We start from the raw sequence: 21,260 nt of genomic DNA, 5'->3' as shown, positions 1-21,260 counted from the left end.
TAGTGAATATTATTGACGAGGCAAATGGATAAAACTGACTTAGTTTTTCAGTTCGCCCATCGATTTCACCTGGTCGCGGTTAATCTGCTCGGTTTTGCCGGTTTCCGCATTTTCGTAGGACACCAGTCCGGTGTCGTCATCAACCTGCGGTTTACCATCGGTGACAATCGTTTTGCCGTCGGTCGTTTTCACCGCTTGATTCGATGAACAACCGGCTACGGTAAAGAGCGCTGCGGCTGCAAAAATGGATGTCAGCAAAAGTTTGTTTTTCATGGTGTTCTCCCTGTTGAACGTCATTTCTTACCTTCTGACCCTACACTTTAGCGGCAATATCCGACCGCCAGGAAAAATGCAGAACACTCTGAAGCCGCGCCTTAACGTTTCTGCGGAAAACCGTCTTTATAGATAACTGTTTGTAAAACCTTGCCGTTCGCATCGTAGGTTTTCGCTTCGCCGTTCGCGACGCTATCCTTGAAGGTAATAGTGGTGCGCAGTTTTCCCTCCTGGGTATAGCCCTGAGAAAGCCCTGCTGCCTTACAGTTCACCAGCGGGGTATGCGTTCTTAACGTGCCGTTCGGATAGTAAATATCAATGTATTCATTGAAGCAACGGTTCTTCACCACGGTCTCAAACTTCTTGCCGCCGTTGTCATATTTCTCAATCAGTTTCCCTTCCGGCACGGTTTCCGCCACGTTGATGACTGGCGTGGTGAGCTTTTTCTGCGGCTGAAGATCGTCCTGCAGCCCTTTAGCATAATCAGGCGTCATGCCCATGCCATCAATCGTGTTGGTCACTGAAGAGGCAAAACCCGCACAGCCAGACAGCAGAGAAACCAGAGATATCACGACAAGTGAACGTTTCACGACACACTCCTTTTATTTTGAATGCATAAAAGGTGCGGCTAACGCGCGCGCTACGCAACCGCCAAAAATGGCTGGAAAGGCAATAAAAAACCCGCCGAAGCGGGTTTTGGGATGATTCTGAGACGTGTTACTTCGCGATTTGCGCGTGCATTTCCTGCACTGAAATCACTTTCTCGGTGGCATCCGCATTCAGCGCCATCGCCGTGGCGAAACCGCCGTTCAGGGTGGTGTCGTAATGCACTTTGTACTGCAGCGCACTGCGGCGAATCAGCTTGGAGTCTTCAATCGCCTGACGCCCTTCGGTGGTGTTGATAATGTAGGTGTACTCGCCATTCTTGATACGGTCCTGAATGTGCGGACGGCCTTCATGCACCTTGTTAACCAGACGCGGGTTGATGCCGGCTTCGCCCAGCACGATGGCGGTGCCGTGGGTGGCATCCAGCTCAAAGCCCTGCTTCAACAGCTTCGCTGCCAGGTCCACCACGCGCTCTTTATCGCCTTCGCGAACGGAGAGCAGCGCGCGCCCCTGTTTTCTCATGGTAGAGCTGCTGCCCAGCTGCGCCTTCGCAAATGCTTCTGCGAAAGTGCGGCCCACGCCCATGACTTCACCGGTTGAGCGCATTTCTGGCCCTAACAGCGGGTCAACGCCCGGGAATTTGTTAAACGGCAGCACCACTTCTTTCACCGAGTAGTACGGTGGGATAATTTCTTTCGTTACGCCCTGCTGCGCCAGCGTCTGACCCGCCATCACGCGTGCCGCCACTTTCGCCAGCGGTACGCCGGTGGCCTTAGAGACAAACGGTACGGTACGCGCCGCGCGCGGGTTGACTTCAATCAGATACACTTCGTTATCTTTCACGGCAAACTGCACGTTCATCAGACCGCGAACCTGCAGCTCGAAGGCCAGTTTCTGCACCTGCTGGCGCATCACGTCCTGGATCTCCTGGCTCAGGGTATAAGCCGGAAGAGAACACGCGGAGTCACCGGAGTGAACGCCAGCCTGTTCGATGTGCTCCATGATGCCGCCAATCAGTACGGTTTCGCCGTCGCAGATAGCATCCACATCCACTTCCACCGCATCGTCAAGGAAACGGTCCAGCAGGACTGGCGCATCATTCGAGACGCTGACAGCGGTCTGGAAGTAACGGCGCAGGTCAGCTTCGTCGTAGACGATTTCCATCGCACGGCCGCCCAGCACGTAAGACGGGCGCACCACCAGCGGGTAGCCGATCTCTTTTGCCTTTTCAACGGCCATTTCAATCGCCGTCACCGTGGCGTTTGCAGGCTGTTTCAGCTTCAGACGGTCAACCGCTTTCTGGAAGCGCTCGCGGTCTTCTGCACGGTCAATCGCATCCGGGCTGGTACCGATAACCGGAACGCCAGCGGCTTCCAGTGCACGCGCCAGTTTCAGCGGCGTCTGGCCGCCGTACTGCACGATGACACCTTTTGGCTTCTCGATGCGCACGATTTCCAGCACGTCTTCCAGCGTGACCGGCTCAAAGTACAGGCGGTCAGAGGTATCGTAGTCGGTGGAGACTGTCTCTGGGTTACAGTTGACCATAATGGTTTCGTAACCGTCTTCGCGCAGCGCCAGCGAGGCGTGTACGCAGCAGTAGTCAAACTCAATGCCCTGGCCGATACGGTTTGGACCGCCGCCGAGCACCATAATTTTATCGCGGTCAACTGACGGGTTCGCTTCGCACTCATCTTCGTACGTGGAGTACATGTACGCCGTGTCGGTCGCGAATTCCGCAGCACAGGTGTCTACACGTTTGTAGACCGGGTGCAGGTTGTACTGGTCGCGCAGCTTACGAATTTCTGATTCACGCACGCCTGCAAGCGTAGCCAGACGCGCATCGGCAAAGCCTTTACGCTTCAGCATGCGCAGGAAGTCCGCGTCGAGTCCGGTGATACCCATTTCCGCAACTTGCTCTTCCAGACGCACCAGCTCTTCAATCTGCACCAGGAACCAGCGGTCGATGTTGGTCAGGTTGAACACGCCATCGACGGACAGGCCCGCGCGGAACGCATCGGCGATGTACCAGATACGCTCGGCACCCGCGTCTTTCAGCTCACGGCGGATTTTGGTCAGCGCTTCAGGGTCATCCAGGCTCACTTTCGGGTCAAAGCCCATCGCGCCTACTTCCAGGCCGCGCAGCGCTTTCTGCAGGGATTCCTGCTGAGTACGACCAATCGCCATCACTTCGCCGACGGATTTCATCTGCGTGGTCAGACGGTCGTTTGCGCCCGCAAATTTCTCGAAGTTAAAGCGAGGAATTTTCGTCACAACGTAGTCAATGGACGGCTCGAATGATGCCGGAGTACGGCCACCGGTGATGTCGTTCATCAGCTCGTCGAGGGTGTAACCCACCGCCAGTTTCGCCGCCACTTTCGCAATCGGGAAGCCAGTTGCTTTGGACGCCAGCGCGGAAGAGCGTGACACGCGCGGGTTCATTTCGATAACAATCAGGCGACCGTTTTTCGGGTTCACGGAGAACTGGACGTTAGAGCCGCCTGTTTCGACGCCGATTTCACGCAGCACCGCCATCGAGGCGTTACGCATGATTTGATATTCTTTGTCGGTCAGGGTCTGCGCAGGCGCCACGGTGATGGAGTCGCCGGTGTGGATGCCCATCGCATCGAAGTTTTCAATCGAGCAGACGATGATGCAGTTGTCGTTTTTATCACGCACCACTTCCATCTCGTACTCTTTCCAGCCAATCAGCGACTCGTCAATCAGCAGCTCTTTGGTTGGGGAGAGATCCAGACCGCGCTCGCAAATCTCTTCGAACTCTTCGCGGTTGTAGGCAATCCCGCCGCCGGTCCCGCCCATGGTGAAGGAAGGACGGATAATGCACGGATAGCCCACGTCAGCGGCAACCGCCAGCGCTTCTTCCATGTTGTGCGCGATGCCGGAACGTGCAGTGTCGAGGCCGATTTTTTTCATTGCCACGTCGAAACGGCGGCGGTCTTCAGCTTTATCAATCGCATCGGCAGTCGCACCAATCATGGTGACGCCAAATTCAGCCAGTACGCCCTGACGCTCAAGCTCCAGCGCACAGTTCAGTGCAGTCTGGCCGCCCATGGTTGGCAGAACCGCATCCGGACGTTCTTTTTCAATGATTTTGCGTACCACTTCCCAGTGAATCGGCTCGATGTAGGTTGCATCGGCCATTTCCGGGTCGGTCATGATCGTCGCCGGGTTGGAGTTCACCAGAATGACGCGGTAACCCTCTTCGCGCAGGGCTTTACACGCCTGCGCGCCGGAGTAGTCGAATTCGCAGGCCTGGCCGATAACGATCGGGCCAGCGCCAAGGATCAGGATGCTTTTTATGTCTGTACGTTTTGGCATGATTCTCTGGGCTCCTGATTATTTAGCGGTCTGACGGTACTGCTCAATAAGGTCGATAAAGTGATCAAACAGCGGCGCGGCATCGTGCGGGCCTGGGCTCGCCTCCGGGTGTCCCTGGAAACTGAACGCGGGCTTATCGGTGCGATGAATACCCTGCAGAGTCTGGTCGAATAGCGATTTGTGCGTTACGCGCAGGTTGGCAGGCATTGACGCCTCATCAACCGCAAAACCATGGTTCTGGGCGGTAATCATCACCGTATCATTATCGATATCTTTCACCGGATGGTTACCGCCGTGGTGACCGAACTTCATCTTGATGGTTTTCGCACCGCTCGCCAGCGCCAACAGCTGATGGCCGAGGCAGATGCCAAATACCGGAATATCGGTTTCAAGGAAGGTTTTGATTGCGTCGATAGCGTAATCGCACGGCGCCGGGTCACCAGGACCGTTTGAGAGGAAAATCCCGTCCGGATTCATCTTCAGCACGTCGTCTGCAGGCGTTTGCGCCGGAACAACCGTCAGGCGGCAGCCGCGATCCACCAGCATGCGCAGAATGTTGCGCTTAGCGCCGTAATCGTACGCGACGACGTGGAACGGCAGCTCATCTTCTTTCTTCGCTTCTGGCAGTTCGCCCGCCAGCGTCCAGCTGCCTTGTGTCCAGCTGTATGCTTCGGAGGTGGTGACTTCTTTTGCCAAATCCATGCCGTTCAGGCCTGGGAAGGCTTTCGCTTTTTCCTGTGCGAGCGCAGCATCCAGGTTGTCCCCGGCAATGATGCAGCCGTTCTGTGCGCCTTTCTCACGCAATAAACGGGTCAACTTACGGGTATCGATATCGGCAATCGCCACGATGTTGTGACGCTTGAGGTAAGAAGAGAGGTCTTCCGTACTGCGGTAGTTACTGGCAATCAGCGGCAGGTCGCGAATAATCAGACCTTGTGCGTGGACCTGGGAAGATTCTGCATCGGCTTCATTGGTGCCGACATTACCGATATGGGGATAAGTAAGAGTGACGATTTGGCGGGAATAGGAAGGATCAGTGAGGATTTCTTGATAACCGGTCATTGAAGTATTGAAAACGACTTCCCCAACCGCCGAACCTGTTGCCCCTATGGCCCGACCGATAAACTGGGTTCCGTCTTCCAGAACCAATAGCGCTGACTTAATCAAAACACCCTCCAAAGAATATTCACTCACTTTATCTGCATATTAATTCACAACAAGGTCATGAAGCAACGCAAATTTGCTGCCAGTGGATTTTCGGCAAACGGCGGCATTCTCGGGATTTGTAGGGGCAATGTCAACTGAAAACGGATATTTTACGTATTCTTTTAGCCACCTGGTGATAACAAAGCGACTTAAGCGATAAAAAGATCAACCAAATCACGGAGGAAAACGTTTGTACACGGAGTTTAATTAATTTCTACAGCTTGCCACGGCAAAAACCAGACCAAATGGTCAAAATTCACAGTAACGCAACACATAAAATGAAGAAATCATATTAAAAAACACATTACACATAGAATTTGAATTGAAATGGTTAAAATAAAAGGGCAATAAATTATTGCCCTGTGTAATCAATTAATTATGACTACAATAACCACATCACGAAGGGTAAATAAACTCATAATTCGTTGAGATTAAGCACATCTCGCATATCAAAAAGGCCGTTTTCTTTCGATTTCAACCACAATGCAGACCGCACAGCGCCGTTGGCGAAGGTCATTCTGCTGGAGGCTTTGTGAGTGATCTCTACTCTCTCACCAATATCGGCGAAAATAGCGGTATGTTCGCCGACGATATCGCCTGCACGCACGGTTGCAAAACCGATTGTCCCCGGCACGCGTTCACCGGTGTGACCTTCACGTGTATAAACCGCACAGTCTTTTAAATCTTTATCGAGTGCATAAGCAATCGCTTCGCCCATCGCCAGAGCCGTTCCGGATGGCGCATCGACTTTATGGCGGTGATGCGCTTCGATAATTTCGATATCCGTATAGTCGCCCATCACTTTGGCTGCTTTTTCCAGCAGTTTGAGCATAACGTTGACACCCACGCTGAAGTTCGCAGCAAAGACAATCGCGATATCCTGAGCGGCGTCTTTAATCGCTTGCTTGCCTGCATCATCAAAACCCGTGGTACCGATGATCATCCCTTTACCGTGCTGGCGACAAAAAGCCAGATGATCCAGCGTGCCTTCCGGGCGTGTAAAATCGATGAACACATCAAAATCAGCTTTAACCGCCTCAAGACTGCTTTGCACCGTAACGCCTGAATGCCCTGCGCCAGCCAGCTCACCCGCATCCGTACCCAAAAGCGTAGAGCCTTCGCGTTCCAGCGCCGCACCCAGCACAACGCCCTCCATCTGCAGCGCAGCCTGAATCAGCTGACGGCCCATACGTCCACCCGCGCCCGCAATCGCGACACGGACCTGTGCATCATGCATAGTTATTCTCTTACGTTAAAAGTATGTAAATCGTTTTCAGATTAACCAGCCTTTGAGAAGGCTGCCATCTAAAACGCCGATAATTAGAATTTTATGATAAACAGGGAGAGATATCAGTAAAAGGCATGATTCGAGCCGGGAGCGGAACACCATCACAGAACGCGATAACTCACGATGAGCTGTCCCTTTTTCTGCTTAACGTTACTTATCTCCACCTCTCCCAGTTTACTGAGATCGGAAATATGGGTACCGCCACATAAATAGGCCGGTAAATCGCCAAACCACACTTTCCTGCGGCCTTCGTCCATTTCCACGTTTCGCATGAGTTTCTCGGATCGCCAGCCATCGATACGTTCTTTGAACATGTCGGCACTGGGTGCAGCACCGTCTTCACCCGGTATGAACGTGATCCGCCCTTCGCCTGGCCAGTGGTGAGCTTTTACCGGACGCCAGCCAAAGCGCTCCCCGGCATAGCCAATCAGATGACCAGCCGTATGCCAGCGGGAATGAAGATCTCTCACGGCGGCATCGATCTGGATATCCACTTCGCCCCTGGCAAGCGAACGCGCCAGAATGTGCACGATATTCTCGCCACGCTGAACAACCTCTTCTACCGTGACCCCTGCTATCCAGCCTTTGTCCGCCGGTTGCCCACCGCCCTGCGGATGGAAAAGGGTTCGATCCAGCTCAATGGCATAGCGACCATCCTGCTCCTCGGTGCAACGCACGATCTGCGCCCGGCCCGCTGTCATATCTTTGATGTAATAAAGACGCTCTGTCATGGTTGTTCTCCTCTTAATCATGACAGTATATTCATTACGTGAACGTTGATAATTAGCCTCTTAAACAATGAACTTTTGCCTGAGAAACACAAATGAAAGCGACATTGCTTCCCGATCTTGCGACTTTTGTTGCCATTGTTGAACACGAGAGCTTTTCTGCTGCTGCCCGAATTATCGGTGCCACGCCGTCCGCAATGAGCCGCTGCGTCTCGCGGCTGGAACAGGAGATGGGCGGCAAACTGCTGCATCGAACCACGCGTAAGCTGGCGCTTACCGAAACCGGGAAATCGGTATATGAACACGCACTGGATATGCTTGAGGCAGCGAAACAAGCACTCGATTCTGGCAGCAGTCTGCAAACCGTTGCGCAAGGAAGGCTGACGCTGAGTGTGCCCAAGGCGGTGGGGCGATTTGTCATTCATCCACTGATCCCGGAATTTCTCAATCGTCATCCGCAAATTGATGTGTGTCTGCGTCTTGAAGACCGCTATATAGATCTGATCGATGACGGTGTGGATCTTGCCTTACGAATCACTAATACACCGTCTCCGGGTCTGTATGGCAAAGCCCTGATGCCCGTGACCCATATAATTGGCGCAACGCCAGAATATCTCCGTCGGGCAGGCATACCGCTGCATCCGCAGGATCTGCGTACGCATAGCTGTATTTCGTTAGGCGAAACCCCTGCCGATTCTCGCTGGAAGTTTTCACTTCATGGGAAAACAGAAACTGTGCAAACGCGTGGACGCTATGCCGCCAACCACACGGGCGTGCGGCTGGATGCGGTAAAACGTCATTTGGGTATTGGTAGCTTACCGCTATTTACCGCTCGTGAAGCGCTGGCGTGTGGGGAGATCGTGCAGATACTGCCGGAATGGGAATTTATCAGTAGCTATTCAGGTGATCTCTGGCTTCTTTGGACACGTAACAAACATATGCCAGCCAGAATGCGAGCGATGATTAACTACCTGAGCGAAAAAATGCCAGTCATTCAGTGACTGGCATTTTGGGTATTTTATTCGACTTCTCGCGCATCGATGCGCAGCTCTTTCGGCACTTCGAAAACGATATTCTCTTCGCGGCCTTCGAGTGGAATGGCATCTCCGCCGCCCAGTTCTTGCAGGCGGGCGATAACGTTCTGCACCAGAATATCCGGCGCGGAAGCGCCAGCAGTGACGCCCACGCAGTTCACGTCTTTAACCCACGCTTCCTGAATATCGGTCGCATCGTCAATCAAAAACGCCGTTTTCCCCATACGCTGCGCCAGTTCGGCCAGACGGTTAGAGTTAGACGAGTTCTTAGAACCGACAACCAGCACCACATCAGCTTGTTCAGCCAACGCGCGTACCGCTTCCTGACGGTTCGTGGTGGCATAGCAAATATCATCTTTGCGCGGCCCGACGATTTTCGGGAATCGCTTACGCAGAGCGTCAATGACGTCTGACGTATCGTCAACGGAGAGCGTGGTTTGGGTCATGAACGACAGCTTAGCGTCGTTTTTCACGTTGAGCGTCAATACGTCTTCCGGCGACTCGACCAGATACATGCCCCCTTCCGGGTTGCTGTATTGACCCATTGTGCCTTCGACTTCCGGATGCCCCGCATGACCAATCAGGATCGATTCTTCACCACGACGGCTGGCGCGGGCGACTTCCATATGGACTTTGGTCACCAGCGGACAGGTCGCGTCAAACACGGTCAGATCGCGACTTTTTGCTTCGTTACGAACCGCCTGAGACACACCGTGCGCGGAGAAAATCAGGATCGTGCCGTCGGGCACTTCGCTGATCTGCTCGATAAAGATCGCGCCGCGCTCACGCAGGCTTTCAACCACATAGCGGTTGTGCACCACTTCGTGACGCACATAAATAGGCGCGCCGTAGATTTCCAGCGCGTTTTCAACAATGCTGATAGCGCGGTCAACGCCGGCGCAAAAACCGCGCGGGTTAGCCAACAGGATCTGCATTTGTTTCCTCCAGTGCCGGATCGATCTCCAGCACTTCAACATCAAAATGAACGGTACGCCCGGCAAGCGGATGGTTGAAATCGACGGTAATGGAATCGCCGTTGATCTCGCGGATCACGCCAGGCATTTCACTGCCATCCATAGCGGTAAAGAGCATAATTGCGCCGATTTCCGGCTCGCCCGCGTCCATAAATTCGCGACGCGAGAAATACTGGATAAGATCCGGCGACGGCACGCCAAACGCAGCATCCGGCTCGAGCGAAAAGGCTTTTTTCTCGCCTTCTTTCAGACCTAAAAGCTGTTGTTCAAGGCCTTCAGAAAGTGAGGTATCTCCGAGGCGAAACAGCGCAGGTTTGCCGTTGTTGCGGGTAGATTCAGCGGTGGAACCATCTTCCATCTTCAGCGTGAAGTGAACCAGGACCGCGCTATTGCTCTGTATGGATTTAGACATGCAAATCGTCCAGTTGTTTTAGCCCGGCGGCATAACGCTCGCCGGGCAATAAAGATTACGCCTGTTTCTTCGCGGCAGCGTTTGGCAAAAAGCCTTCCAGCACAATCATCGCCGCGCCAATGCAAATGGCGCTATCAGCCAGGTTGAACGTCGCGAAGTGCCAGTTGCCGACGTAGAAGTCGATCATATCGACGACAAAGCCGTGCCACAGACGATCGAACAGATTGCCCAGCGCGCCACCAATAATCAGCGCGTAAGCAATGTTGTTCAGCTTCTGACTAGCCTTCGAGCGATACATCATCACGGTCAACACCAGGCAGATACCCAACGCGATACCCGCGAAGAACCAGCGCTGCCAGCCGCCGCTGTCGGCGAGGAAGCTAAACGCCGCGCCGTAGTTACGCGCATAATGCAGATTCAGTGACGGGAACAGCGGTACCGTATCCCCCAGAGAAAAGTTCTGGAGGATCAGGAACTTGCTGCCCAAATCAATAATCAGCACGACGACCACCAGCCATAGCCAGCGCAGTCCTGTTGAACAGAAAGATTTAGTCATCAGGCAAACTTACGTTTTTCGCCATCACCGGCGATGTTAGTAACACAGCGTCCACAGATTTCTGCGTGTTCCGCCACCTGGCCGACATCGGTGGTGTAATGCCAGCAACGCGGACATTTATCACCTTCGGCTTTTGCCAATGCCACTTTCAGCCCTTTGAGCAGTTCGCTCTGCTGAGCATCAGCGGTAGCTTGTGCATAATCGGCAACCTGAGCACCCGAGGTCAACAGGACAAATCGTAATTCATCACCCAGCGCCGTCAGCTTCGCGGCGAGCTCTGGCTCTGCGTACAACGTCACTGCCGCTTCCAGAGAGCCACCGACTTTCTTGTCTGCGCGCGCCTGTTCGATAACCTTGTTCACTTCGCCACGCACTTTCAGCAGCTCGTCCCAGAAGGTATCGTTCATCGCTTCGGTTTCAGCAAGACCAAACAGACCTTCGTACCATTCGCCGGTAAACACGTATTTCTCGCGATCGCCTGGCAGGTAGGCCCAGATTTCATCTGCGGTGAAGGACATGATTGGTGCCATCCAACGAACCAGCGCTTCAGCGATGTGGAACAGCGCGGTCTGGCAGCTGCGACGCGCCACGCTGTCGGCTTTCGCGGTGTACTGACGGTCTTTGATGATGTCGAGGTAGAACGAGCCCATCTCGATGGAGCAGAAACGCATCAGGCGCTGCACCACTTCGTGGAAATCGTAAGTCTCGTAGGCCTTCAGAATATCTTCCTGTGCCGCTTGCGCACAGCCTACTGCCCAACGATCCAGAACAACCATCTCTTCCGGTTTCACCATGTCGGTAACCGGGTTGAACCCGTTCAGGTTGGCGAGCAGGAAGCGCGCGGTGTTACGGATACGACGATAGCTGTCGGCAGCGCGTTTCAGGATCTCATCCGATACCGCCATCTCACCGGTGTAGTCCGTTGATGCCACCCACAGACGCAGAATGTCCGCGCCGAGTTTGTTCATCACGTCCTGCGGAGAAACGGTGTTACCGATGGATTTGGACATTTTACGGCCCTGTCCATCCACGGTGAAACCGTGAGTCAGCACCTGACGGTAAGGCGCTTTGCCTTTCATCGCGGTAGAGATCATCAGAGATGACATGAACCAGCCGCGGTGTTGGTCAGAACCTTCCAGATACATATCGGCAGCGTGACCCGAGAACTCAGGACGCACGTCAACCACGGAAGAGTGGGTTGAGCCAGAGTCGAACCAGACGTCGAGGGTGTCAGGCACTTTCTCGTAGTTGTCGGCGTCAGCGCCCAGGATCTCTTTTGAATCCAGATCCCACCATGCCTGGATGCCGTCGGCTTCAACGCGTTTGGCCACTTCTTCCATCAGTTCCAGGGTATTCGGATGCAGCTCCTGCGTCTCTTTATGCACAAACAGAGACATAGGCACGCCCCAGGTACGCTGACGGGAGATACACCAGTCAGGACGGTTGGCGACCATGGATTCGATACGCGCCTGGCCCCAGTCCGGGATCCACTGCACGCCTTTGATCTCTTTCAGAGACTGCGCACGCAGGCCTTTCTGATCCATGCTGATGAACCACTGCGGGGTCGCACGGAAGATGATCGGCGACTTATGACGCCAACAGCATGGATAGCTGTGCTGCATCTTCTCAACGTGCAACAGCGCACCGCTGGTGCGCAGCATGTCAACGATGATGTCGTTAGCTTTGAAGACGTTGATACCGTCCAGCGCCGGGTAGGTGCCCGGCAGATAAGCGCCGTCCGGGCCAACCGGATTCGCGATTTCCAGACCGTATTTCAGGCTGATATTGTAATCGTCCGGACCGTGGCCACCAGCAGTATGAACCGCACCGGTACCCGCTTCCAGCGTGACGTGATCGCCTAAAATGGCTGGCACGTCAAAATCGAGGAACGGATGTTTAAAGCGCAGCAGTTCAAGCTCAGCACCGTTCACCGTACCCAGCACGGTGTAATCCGTGATGTGCGTACGCTTCAGTACGCTCTCAACCAGATCTTTCGCCAGGATCACCGCCTGCCCTTCAATCTGCACCAGCGCATAATCGAAATCAGCAGAGAGGGAAATGGCGCGGTTAGCAGGCAACGTCCACGGCGTGGTGGTCCAGATAACCAGAGAAATAGGGCCGTTTACGGAAGAGACACCGAATTTGGCTTTAACCGCGTCCGGATCTACAGCGTGGAAAGCCACGTCGATAGAAGGAGACGTTTTGTCGTAGTACTCTACTTCGGCTTCAGCCAGCGCAGAACGGCAGTCAACGCACCAGTGCACAGGCTTCGCACCTTTGTGCAGGTGGCCGTTACCGATGATTTTACCCAGCGCACGAATAATGTTGGCTTCAGTTTTGAAGTCCATGGTCAGGTATGGACGTGACCAGTCGCCCAGCACACCCAGACGGATAAAGTCTTTACGCTGACCATCAACCTGCGCGGCCGCATATTCACGGCATTTTGCGCGGAACTCCGCTGCGGTGAATTTCTCACCCGGCTTGCCGTATTCTTGCTCTACTTTCAGCTCGATCGGCAGACCGTGGCAGTCCCAACCCGGCACATAAGGCGAGTCAAAACCCGTGAGCCCTTTGGACTTCACGATAATGTCTTTCAGAATCTTGTTTACAGAGTGACCAATATGAATGCTGCCATTCGCATAAGGAGGGCCATCATGCAGAATGAAGGATTTTTTGCCTTTCTTAGCGGCACGAATGATGCCGTACAGGTCATCATCGGTCCAACGCGCCAGCATTCCCGGTTCACGCTTGGCGAGATCGCCGCGCATCGGGAACCCTGTTTCCGGCAAATTCAGGGTCGATTTATAGTCACTCATTAGATTCTCGGTTCCGTATTTAAAACTCATTCAGGCGTTAAGCCGGGTTCGATAGCCCAAAATATTCGCGGGCCGTTAACTCATCGCGCGCGATTTGTGCTTTCAGCTCATCAAGCGAAGCAAATCGCTGCTCATTGCGTATTTTTTTACGCAGGATTACATCTATATGGCGACCATAAAGGTCCATTACAACGTCCAGCAGATGTACTTCCAGCTGCTGACGCACACCGGCAACCGTTGGGCGGGTACCAATGTTGGCAACGCCGGGCAAAAGCGTATCGCCAAGCCCGCTGACTTCAACCGCATACACCCCTTTCACCGGGGATACCTGACGACGCAGCGGTACGTTCGCCGTCGGGAAACCTATGGTGCGCCCTAGCGCGTCACCATGCACAACACGGCCTGAAATCGAGAACGGATGCCCTAAGAGGGTCTCCGCCACGTCCAGCTGGTCGTCGGCGAGTGCCAGGCGAACCGCCGTACTGCTCACACGCACGCCGCCTTCACAGAACGTCATGGTGCTGGTGACATCAAAGCCGAATTCCAGACCCGCCTTCTGTAATAACAAGAAATCCCCCTGACGACCAGCGCCAAAGCGGAAATCATCGCCCACGGCAAGAAACTGCACGCCCAGACGTTTGACAAGCAGATCGCCAACGAAAGCCTGCGCCGTAAGCGCAGCAAAACGTTGGTCAAAACGTACGCACAGTACGTAATCCACGCCACACTCTGCCAGATAGCGCAACTTGTCGCGAAGTCGCGTTAAGCGAGCGGGGGCTTTATCACCCGCAAACAGCTCCAGCGGTTGCGGCTCAAAAATCATCACCACAACAGGCAGACCACGGGCCTGGCCCTCTTTACGCAATCCCTGCAACAGCGCCTGATGACCACGATGTACGCCGTCGAAATTACCAATTGTCAGCACGCACCCATGAGGGGCCTGGCTAAGATTATGTATGCCGCGTATCAGCTTCATGACAGGCTCAAGACAGTGAAAATCGCCAAAGTATACCTTGTACAGCGGTTAACGTTAACTGGCGATTGTTCCCTCACTTCAGAAAGCGGCCATGATTTCATGGACCTTATCTTAAGAAGCAAAAAAATCTGCCCGCCAACTGCGTTTTTTGTGCCGAAAGACTGTATTCAAGAGAGACAAGCTGGTAGAATCCTGCGCCATCACTACGTAACGTAGCGTCGCCATTTAAACGGCGCTTATTTGCACAAATCCATTGACAAAAGAAGGTATAGAGGGCATATTCCTCGGCCTTTGAATTGTCCACATAGATCATATTTGGGAGTTGGACTTGGCTAATATCAAATCAGCTAAGAAACGTGCCGTTCAGTCTGAAAAGGCTCGTAAGCACAACGCAAGCCGTCGCTCTATGATGCGTACTTTCATCAAGAAAGTATACGCAGCAATCGAAGCTGGCGACAAAGCTGCAGCGCAGAACGCATTTAACGAAATGCAACCAATCGTGGACCGTCAGGCTGCTAAAGGTCTGATCCACAAAAACAAAGCAGCGCGTCATAAAGCAAACTTGACCGCGCAGATCAGCAAACTGGCTTAATCGCCACTTGTTGTTGCTTGTTTAAAGAACCCGCTTAACGCGGGTTTTTTTATTGGCTTAACGTGATGCTGGCGGAGTAAACAACGCCGAGTAGTCGCGGTTACAGATGCGCTGCACCGCCGGATGTTGAATCATTCGCTCAGCGAATATCGCGTGGTACTCTTCCATCACGTTATCCACTCGTCCAATCTCCGTTACCTTCTCATCGATATAAAGATCGTGCGCGTACAGCGTCGGCGCGACAAAAATAGCGTTATGCGCTTCGCCAAAGGCTTTCATCAGCGCGGCATCATCAAACTCCCCAAGGATCTCCACTTTCAGCCCCTGCGAGTTAAACCAGTTGAGCAGCTTCCGGCCCAGCATCGATCGCCGTCCCGGCACTAACAGCCGTCGCTCTTCAAGACAGGCTGGAAACGGTTTTTCCGGCGGCGGGTTAATGCACCAGAAGCTCACCCCGCATTCACCTATCTTCACCGAGAACAACCCCTCCTGCTGCGTAGAATCAATCGGACAATCGGAAATGATGATATCCAGCTTATGCTGGCTCAACTGCTCCAGCAGCATCTCGTGTGTGGATTCAAAGCAGCGCAGATGGATCTGTTCATCTTCTACCACCGCCGCGTCCAGCACACCGCTTACCAGGCGTTTTGAGAGCGCATCCGCGACGCCGACATCAAAGAGCAAATTCGACTCTTTGCGATAGTTGACGATATCGAGCATTTCCTGGCTCAGCGTGAACATCTTATCGGCATAGCGAAACACCAGTTCGCCAAGCTCGGTTGGCTCAATTCCGCGCCCTTTACGTTTAAACAGCTTCCCTTGCAGACGTTCTTCGAGTGCCTTTATCTGACCGGTAATGGTCTGCGGCGTCAGATATAACGCCTCTGCCGCCCCCACAACGGAACCCTCTTTGTAGACATTCCAGAAGTAGTAAAGATGGTTGTAATTGATATGAGACATCGTATCTTCGCTCCCTGATAGTGTCTTAGGGAAGGGACCCGTGCCCTCCCCCTGCCTGTTATACCGGCTGGACCTGCCCCGACAATTTCACTTTCAATAATGCGTAGCCGACAAACGCCGCCAGCAACGATCCGGTCAGAATACCGAGCTTAGCCCACACGATCAGCTGCGGATCCATTGATGCAAACGCCAGCGTCGAGATGAAAATGGACATCGTGAAGCCAATTCCGCACAGCACGCCCACCGCCATAATCTGTCGGAAAGTCGTCCCCTCCGGTAATGACGCGAGTTTCAGCTTCAGTGCCAGCCAGCAGAACAGGCTTATGCCCAGCGGCTTACCAATAAACAGACCGGCAATAATGCCCATCGGCAGCATGGAGGTCAGCCCTGAAAGCGTCACGCCCTGCAAGGACACGCCCGCATTAGCAAAGGCGAAAAGCGGCAGAATCATAAACGCCACCCATGGATGCAGGACATGTTCCAGCTGACTGGCCGGTGATTGACCGTTCTGTTCCTTGAGCGGTATAAAGAAGCCGATAATCACGCCAGCCAGCGTGGCATGGACACCCGATTTCAATACCGCGGTCCACAGCACCACGCCAACCAAAATGTAGATCCCCGTTCTGCGCACGTTAAAGATGTTCAGCAGCGCCAGCGCAGCGATAGCCCCTGCGGCAACGCTCAGCGACAGAATCGACAGATCGCTGGTGTAGAACAGCGCAATGATCACGATAGCGCCTAGGTCATCGATAATCGCCAGGGCCATCAGGAAGATCTTCAACGCCACCGGAACGCGGCTGCCCAATAGCGCCAGTACGCCAAGCGCAAACGCAATATCCGTTGCTGCGGGAATAGCCCATCCCTGGCGCGCGATAGGATCCTGATAGTTAAATGCCAGATAGAGCAACGCAGGCACGACCATACCGCCAATCGCGGCAATAACTGGAAACGCCGCACGTTGGCGGCTAGCGAGCGATCCCTGAACCAGCTCGCGCTTTACTTCCAGACCCACAAGCAGGAAAAAGACCGCCATCAGCGCGTCGTTAATCCACAGCAGCATGTTCTTGTTGATTTCTAGAACACCCACGCGGAGTTCAACGGGCGTTTCCAGAAAAGCGTGATACAGATCCTGAGTCGCATCCAGGTTAGCGAATAACATCGCGGCCGCAGCGGCGATAATCAAAATAATGCCGCCGGACGCTTCATTACTGAAGAAACGGTGTAGTAATTTCACTTTGGTTCTCTCTTAAAGACGATACTTCGTTAAAACCATCATACCAAGGCCAACAGCTCGGGAAAAACAGATTAATATTGAGTATAAACTCAGTTTTACCGAGCAATATGCACAAAAACAAAAAGCCCGGAATCGCTTCCGGGCTTTGTGATTTACACACCAGCTAACGATTTAGCGGGTCAAATCATCGAAGAACTTTTTCACGCCGTCGAAGAAGCTTTTGGAACGCGGACTGTTATTTTCACCCGTTGGGCCGCCGAAGCTTTCCTGCAACTCTTTTAACAGCTGTTTCTGTTTGTCGTTCAGACCGACTGGCGTTTCAACGACCACACGACACAGCAGGTCACCCTGCGCACCGCCGCGAACCGATTTAACGCCTCTTCCACGCATGCGGAACAGCTTGCCGGTTTGTGTCTCACCAGGGACTTTCAGATTCACACGACCGTCTAAAGTCGGGACTTCAATTTCGCCACCCAGTGCAGCCATCGCAAAGTTAATAGGTACTTCGCAGTACAGGTTATTCCCTTCACGCTCGAAAATCGCGTGCTGTTTTACCTGAACCTGAACGTACAGATCGCCTGCCTGCGCGCCGTGTTCACCCGCTTCACCTTCACCTGCCAGACGAATACGGTCACCGGTGTCAACGCCTGCCGGGATTTTCACGGACAGGGTTTTGGTTTTCTCGATGCGGCCATGACCGTGACACTTGTTGCACGGATCTTTAATCAGCGTACCGCGACCATGACAGTGCGGACACGCTTGCTGCACCGCGAAGAAGCCCTGACGAATCTGGACCTGACCGGAACCATGACAGGTAGGACACGTCTGTGGTTTAGTGCCGACTTTCGCGCCGCTGCCGTGGCAGATATCACACTCTTCCAGCGTAGGAATGCGGATCTCTTTGGTCACACCACGTACTGCTTCTTCCAGCGTCAATTCCATGTTGTAGCGCAGATCTGCACCACGGGACGCGCGCTGGCGTCCACGGCCACCGCCGAAGATATCACCGAAAACATCGCCAAAGATATCGCCAAAATCAGCACCGCCGCCACCAAAGCCGCCGCCACCGTAACCACCACCGCCCATGCCGCCTTGTTCAAACGCGGCATGACCGTACTGATCGTATGCCGCACGCTTCTGCGCATCGGTCAGGATCTCGTAGGCTTCTTTGATCTCTTTAAATTTGGCTTCGGCCTCTTTATCACCCTGATTACGATCCGGGTGAAACTTCATGGCCAGGCGCTTGTACGCCTTCTTGATTTCACGCTCTTCCGCGGTTTTCGGAACGCCTAAAATCTCGTAAAAATCTTGCTTTGCCATTGGTTTTTTCAGCCCCTTAACATGCGAGCACGGGCGGAGAGGAAACCTCTACGCCCGTGCCGATTAATTACCCTGCATCAGGGCGATTACTTTTTGTCTTTAACTTCTTCGAACTCAGCGTCAACAACGTCGTCGTCTTTCGCATTGTTCTGAGAAGCATCAGCGCCTGCTGCACCCGCTTGCTGCTGTGCGTGCTGTTGCTGAGCAATTTCCATCAGCTTCTGGGACGCTTGCGCCAGTTCCTGCATTTTCGCTTCGATATCCGCTTTGTCTTCGCCTTTCAGGGAAGTTTCCAGCGCGCTCAATGCAGTCTCGATAGCGGTTTTATCGTCAGCTGGCAGTTGATCGCCTGCTTCTTCAACCTGCTTACGCGTGCTGTGCAGCAAGTGGTCACCCTGGTTACGGGTCTGAACCAGTTCTTCGAACTTACGGTCAGACTCGGCGTTAGCTTCCGCTTCACGCACCATTTTCTGGATCTCTTCTTCGTTCAGACCAGAAGACGCCTTGATGGTGATCTTCTGCTCTTTACCGCTGTTTTTGTCTTTCGCGGAAACGTGCAGGATACCATCAGCATCGATGTCAAAAGTCACTTCGATCTGAGGCATACCGCGCGGTGCCGGGCTGATACCATCGAGGTTAAACTGGCCCAGATCTTTGTTATCCGCAGCACGTTTACGCTCACCCTGCAGCACATGGATGGTTACCGCAGACTGGTTGTCTTCAGCGGTAGAGAACACCTGGCTGTGCTTGGTCGGGATGGTGGTGTTTTTGCTGATCAGCGCTGTCATCACGCCGCCCATGGTTTCGATACCCAGAGACAGCGGGGTAACGTCCAGCAGCAGTACGTCTTTCACTTCACCGGTCAATACACCACCCTGAACAGCAGCACCGATTGCAACGGCTTCGTCCGGGTTAACGTCTTTACGCGGCTCTTTACCAAAGAATTCAGCCACTTTCTTCTGAACCATTGGCATACGTGTCTGACCACCGACCAGGATAACGTCCTGGATATCAGAGACAGACAGACCCGCATCCTGCAGAGCAACTTTCAGTGGCTCGATAGAACGGTTTACCAGGTCTTCGACCAGGCTTTCCAGTTTCGCACGGGTCACTTTGATGTTCATGTGTTTTGGACCGCTCGCGTCTGCAGTGATGTACGGCAGGTTAACGTCGGTCTGCTGCGCAGAAGAGAGCTCAATTTTCGCTTTTTCTGCGGCTTCTTTCAGGCGCTGCATGGCCAGCGGATCGTTACGCAGGTCAATGCCCTGATCTTTCTTAAATTCGTCAACGAGGTAGTTGATCATACGGCTGTCGAAGTCTTCACCACCCAGGTGGGTATCACCGTTGGTTGCCAGAACTTCGAAGGTTTTTTCGCCGTCAACTTCGTCGATTTCGATAATAGAGATATCGAAAGTACCGCCACCGAGGTCATAAACAGCGATAGTACGGTTGCCAACTTCTTTGTCCAGGCCGTAAGCCAGAGCAGCAGCAGTTGGTTCGTTGATAATACGTTTTACTTCCAGACCCGCGATACGACCGGCATCTTTCGTTGCCTGACGCTGTGCATCGTTGAAGTACGCAGGTACGGTGATAACCGCTTCAGTTACCGGTTCGCCCAGGTAATCTTCAGCCGTTTTCTTCATTTTCTTCAGCACTTCAGCAGAGATCTGCGGTGGTGCCATTTTCTGGCCCTTCACGTCGATCCATGCATCACCGTTGTCTGCACCGATGATTTTGTACGGCATGATGGCTTCATCACGCTGCACTTCTTCGTCCTGGAAGCGGCGACCAATCAGGCGTTTAATCGCAAAAAGCGTGTTTTGCGGGTTTGTCACGGCCTGACGTTTAGCCGGCTGGCCAACCAGAGTTTCACCGTCCTGGGTATACGCAATAATAGAAGGCGTGGTGCGATCGCCTTCGGCGTTCTCCAGCACACGAGCAGTAGTACCATCCATAATCGCTACACAAGAGTTGGTAGTACCCAAGTCGATACCAATAATTTTACCCATCTAAACGTCTCCACTAAAAATTTGTTCATCATGTGGTTGTGAATCTGTAATAAGGGCGAAACGTGCGGTTTCAACTGCCCTGATTTGATTTTTTTCAGCTTCACTCACTGCGGTTGACTACAAGATGGGGTCGTAACCGCATCCATCAAGGGGGAAGCATAAAAAATATTTTAAATTCCCCCTGTTCAGATCATAGACGCCGAGTGTTGCGCCCTTTATGATGCCGCGCCCCGCCAGGGAGAGTTGGCGCGGGTTTAACCACTTCACCATTTAATGATGATTTCTTTTGAGGACTTATGGGCAACACTAAGTTGGCTAATCCGGCTCCGCTGGGCCTGATGGGTTTTGGCATGACCACAATTCTGCTGAACCTGCATAACATCGGTTTCTTCCCGATGGATAGCATTATCCTGGCGATGGGCATTTTTTACGGCGGTATCGCGCAAATCTTCGCGGGCCTGCTGGAATATAAAAAAGGCAATACCTTCGGTTTAACGGCATTCACCTCTTACGGTTCATTCTGGCTGACTCTGGTCGCTATTCTGATCATGCCGAAAATGGGTCTGGCTGACGCGGCCAACGCGCACTTCCTGGGTGTTTACCTGGGTCTGTGGGGCGTCTTCACGCTGTTCATGTTCTTCGGCACTCTGGCGGGCAACCGCGCGCTGCAGTTCGTGTTCCTGAGCCTGACCGTTCTGTTCGCCCTGCTGGCGATTGGTCATCTGGCGGATAACGAAGGTATCGTTCACATTGCAGGCTGGATTGGTCTGGTGTGTGGCGCAAGCGCTATCTACCTGGCAATGGGTGAAGTGCTGAACGAACAGTTTGGCCGTGCCGTACTGCCGATTGGTGAAAAACACTGATCCCCCTTCGTGCCCGCCTCGCGGGCACGAAATCCCCCGCTTTATACTTCTGATTGATATCCTGTTAATGCGCTTTG

18 protein-coding genes and 1 pseudogene are annotated in these 21,260 nt (G+C 53.4%); 3 read left to right on the top strand and 16 right to left on the bottom strand.

What is annotated here, in order from left to right; genetic code table 11:
• Positions 1-39: 39 nt before the first annotated feature.
• The 6 genes from AC0LWE_RS17660 to AC0LWE_RS17635 all read right to left on the bottom strand — a co-directional run bounded on the left by AC0LWE_RS17660 (position 40) and on the right by AC0LWE_RS17635 (position 7,440).
• Positions 40-273, bottom strand: a complete 234-nt coding sequence (locus AC0LWE_RS17660; protein ID WP_012016003.1) for a YgdI/YgdR family lipoprotein — start codon at positions 271-273, stop codon at positions 40-42.
• Positions 274-374: 101 nt separating this feature from the next.
• On the bottom strand, positions 375-863 hold the full coding sequence (locus AC0LWE_RS17655) for a toxin-antitoxin system YwqK family antitoxin (protein WP_219347069.1): 489 nt from the start codon (positions 861-863) through the stop codon (positions 375-377).
• Between the two features lie 127 nt (positions 864-990).
• Positions 991-4,215 carry a carbamoyl-phosphate synthase large subunit gene (carB, locus tag AC0LWE_RS17650; protein WP_059180156.1) on the bottom strand — a complete coding sequence of 1,075 codons (3,225 nt, stop codon included), beginning with the start codon at positions 4,213-4,215 and terminating at the stop codon, positions 991-993.
• 18 nt (positions 4,216-4,233) lie between these two features.
• Positions 4,234-5,382: a glutamine-hydrolyzing carbamoyl-phosphate synthase small subunit gene (gene carA, locus AC0LWE_RS17645; RefSeq protein ID WP_059180241.1), complete on the bottom strand. Its 1,149-nt coding sequence runs from the start codon at positions 5,380-5,382 to the stop codon at positions 4,234-4,236.
• 454 nt (positions 5,383-5,836) lie between these two features.
• On the bottom strand, positions 5,837-6,658 hold the full coding sequence (dapB, locus tag AC0LWE_RS17640) for a 4-hydroxy-tetrahydrodipicolinate reductase (RefSeq protein WP_219347070.1): 822 nt from the start codon (positions 6,656-6,658) through the stop codon (positions 5,837-5,839).
• A gap of 152 nt (positions 6,659-6,810) precedes the next feature.
• Complete coding sequence (locus AC0LWE_RS17635; RefSeq protein WP_202668167.1) at positions 6,811-7,440, bottom strand: alanyl-tRNA editing protein; 630 nt, start codon at positions 7,438-7,440, stop codon at positions 6,811-6,813.
• A 92-nt stretch (positions 7,441-7,532) separates the two neighbouring features.
• On the opposite strand from AC0LWE_RS17635, the gene AC0LWE_RS17630 reads away from it, so the two are divergent.
• A complete protein-coding gene (locus AC0LWE_RS17630) occupies positions 7,533-8,438 on the top strand; it encodes a LysR family transcriptional regulator (protein ID WP_219347071.1) in 906 nt (301 codons plus the stop codon).
• Positions 8,439-8,455: 17 nt separating this feature from the next.
• Here AC0LWE_RS17630 and ispH read toward each other — a convergent pair whose 3' ends face one another.
• From ispH to AC0LWE_RS17600, 6 genes and pseudogenes are all read right to left on the bottom strand, one after another.
• Positions 8,456-9,406, bottom strand: coding sequence for a 4-hydroxy-3-methylbut-2-enyl diphosphate reductase (gene ispH / locus AC0LWE_RS17625; protein WP_012015996.1), 951 nt, complete (start codon positions 9,404-9,406; stop codon positions 8,456-8,458).
• The gene (gene fkpB / locus AC0LWE_RS17620; protein WP_059180161.1) at positions 9,387-9,857 is read right to left on the bottom strand and encodes an FKBP-type peptidyl-prolyl cis-trans isomerase; all 471 of its coding nucleotides are present in this window, start codon (positions 9,855-9,857) and stop codon (positions 9,387-9,389) included. The genes ispH and fkpB overlap by 20 nt, the downstream gene beginning before the upstream one ends.
• A 55-nt stretch (positions 9,858-9,912) precedes the next feature.
• Positions 9,913-10,413 (bottom strand): signal peptidase II, encoded by a 501-nt coding sequence (gene lspA / locus AC0LWE_RS17615; protein WP_202694412.1) that lies wholly within the window; start codon positions 10,411-10,413, stop codon positions 9,913-9,915.
• Positions 10,413-13,229 carry an isoleucine--tRNA ligase gene (gene ileS / locus AC0LWE_RS17610; RefSeq protein ID WP_202694413.1) on the bottom strand — a complete coding sequence of 939 codons (2,817 nt, stop codon included), beginning with the start codon at positions 13,227-13,229 and terminating at the stop codon, positions 10,413-10,415. The genes lspA and ileS overlap by 1 nt, the downstream gene beginning before the upstream one ends.
• Before the next feature lie 37 nt (positions 13,230-13,266).
• Positions 13,267-14,205 (bottom strand): bifunctional riboflavin kinase/FAD synthetase, encoded by a 939-nt coding sequence (ribF, locus tag AC0LWE_RS17605; RefSeq protein WP_059180164.1) that lies wholly within the window; start codon positions 14,203-14,205, stop codon positions 13,267-13,269.
• Between the two features lie 7 nt (positions 14,206-14,212).
• A pseudogene (locus AC0LWE_RS17600) lies at positions 14,213-14,455 on the bottom strand (DUF2575 domain-containing protein).
• Between the two features lie 78 nt (positions 14,456-14,533).
• On the opposite strand from AC0LWE_RS17600, the gene rpsT reads away from it, so the two are divergent.
• Positions 14,534-14,797 carry a 30S ribosomal protein S20 gene (gene rpsT, locus AC0LWE_RS17595; protein ID WP_012015991.1) on the top strand — a complete coding sequence of 88 codons (264 nt, stop codon included), beginning with the start codon at positions 14,534-14,536 and terminating at the stop codon, positions 14,795-14,797.
• A 57-nt stretch (positions 14,798-14,854) separates the two neighbouring features.
• Here the strand turns inward: rpsT and nhaR are convergent, their stop codons facing one another.
• The 4 genes from nhaR to dnaK all read right to left on the bottom strand — a co-directional run bounded on the left by nhaR (position 14,855) and on the right by dnaK (position 20,320).
• Positions 14,855-15,757: a transcriptional activator NhaR gene (gene nhaR, locus AC0LWE_RS17590; protein ID WP_059180165.1), complete on the bottom strand. Its 903-nt coding sequence runs from the start codon at positions 15,755-15,757 to the stop codon at positions 14,855-14,857.
• 58 nt (positions 15,758-15,815) lie between these two features.
• A complete protein-coding gene (nhaA, locus tag AC0LWE_RS17585; protein WP_202668162.1) occupies positions 15,816-16,991 on the bottom strand; it encodes a Na+/H+ antiporter NhaA in 1,176 nt (391 codons plus the stop codon).
• Between the two features lie 171 nt (positions 16,992-17,162).
• Positions 17,163-18,311, bottom strand: a complete 1,149-nt coding sequence (gene dnaJ / locus AC0LWE_RS17580) for a molecular chaperone DnaJ (RefSeq protein ID WP_202668161.1) — start codon at positions 18,309-18,311, stop codon at positions 17,163-17,165.
• A gap of 86 nt (positions 18,312-18,397) precedes the next feature.
• Positions 18,398-20,320: a molecular chaperone DnaK gene (gene dnaK / locus AC0LWE_RS17575; RefSeq protein WP_059180168.1), complete on the bottom strand. Its 1,923-nt coding sequence runs from the start codon at positions 20,318-20,320 to the stop codon at positions 18,398-18,400.
• 296 nt (positions 20,321-20,616) lie between these two features.
• Between dnaK and satP the strand changes: the two genes are divergently transcribed.
• Positions 20,617-21,183: an acetate uptake transporter gene (satP, locus tag AC0LWE_RS17570; RefSeq protein ID WP_202668160.1), complete on the top strand. Its 567-nt coding sequence runs from the start codon at positions 20,617-20,619 to the stop codon at positions 21,181-21,183.
• Positions 21,184-21,260: the final 77 nt, after the last annotated feature.

The sequence above is a fragment of the Lelliottia sp. RD5 genome, from assembly GCF_056032945.1.
The sequence above is the reverse complement of the archived record's forward strand: the minus strand, read 5'-3'. Positions and strand labels throughout refer to the sequence as shown.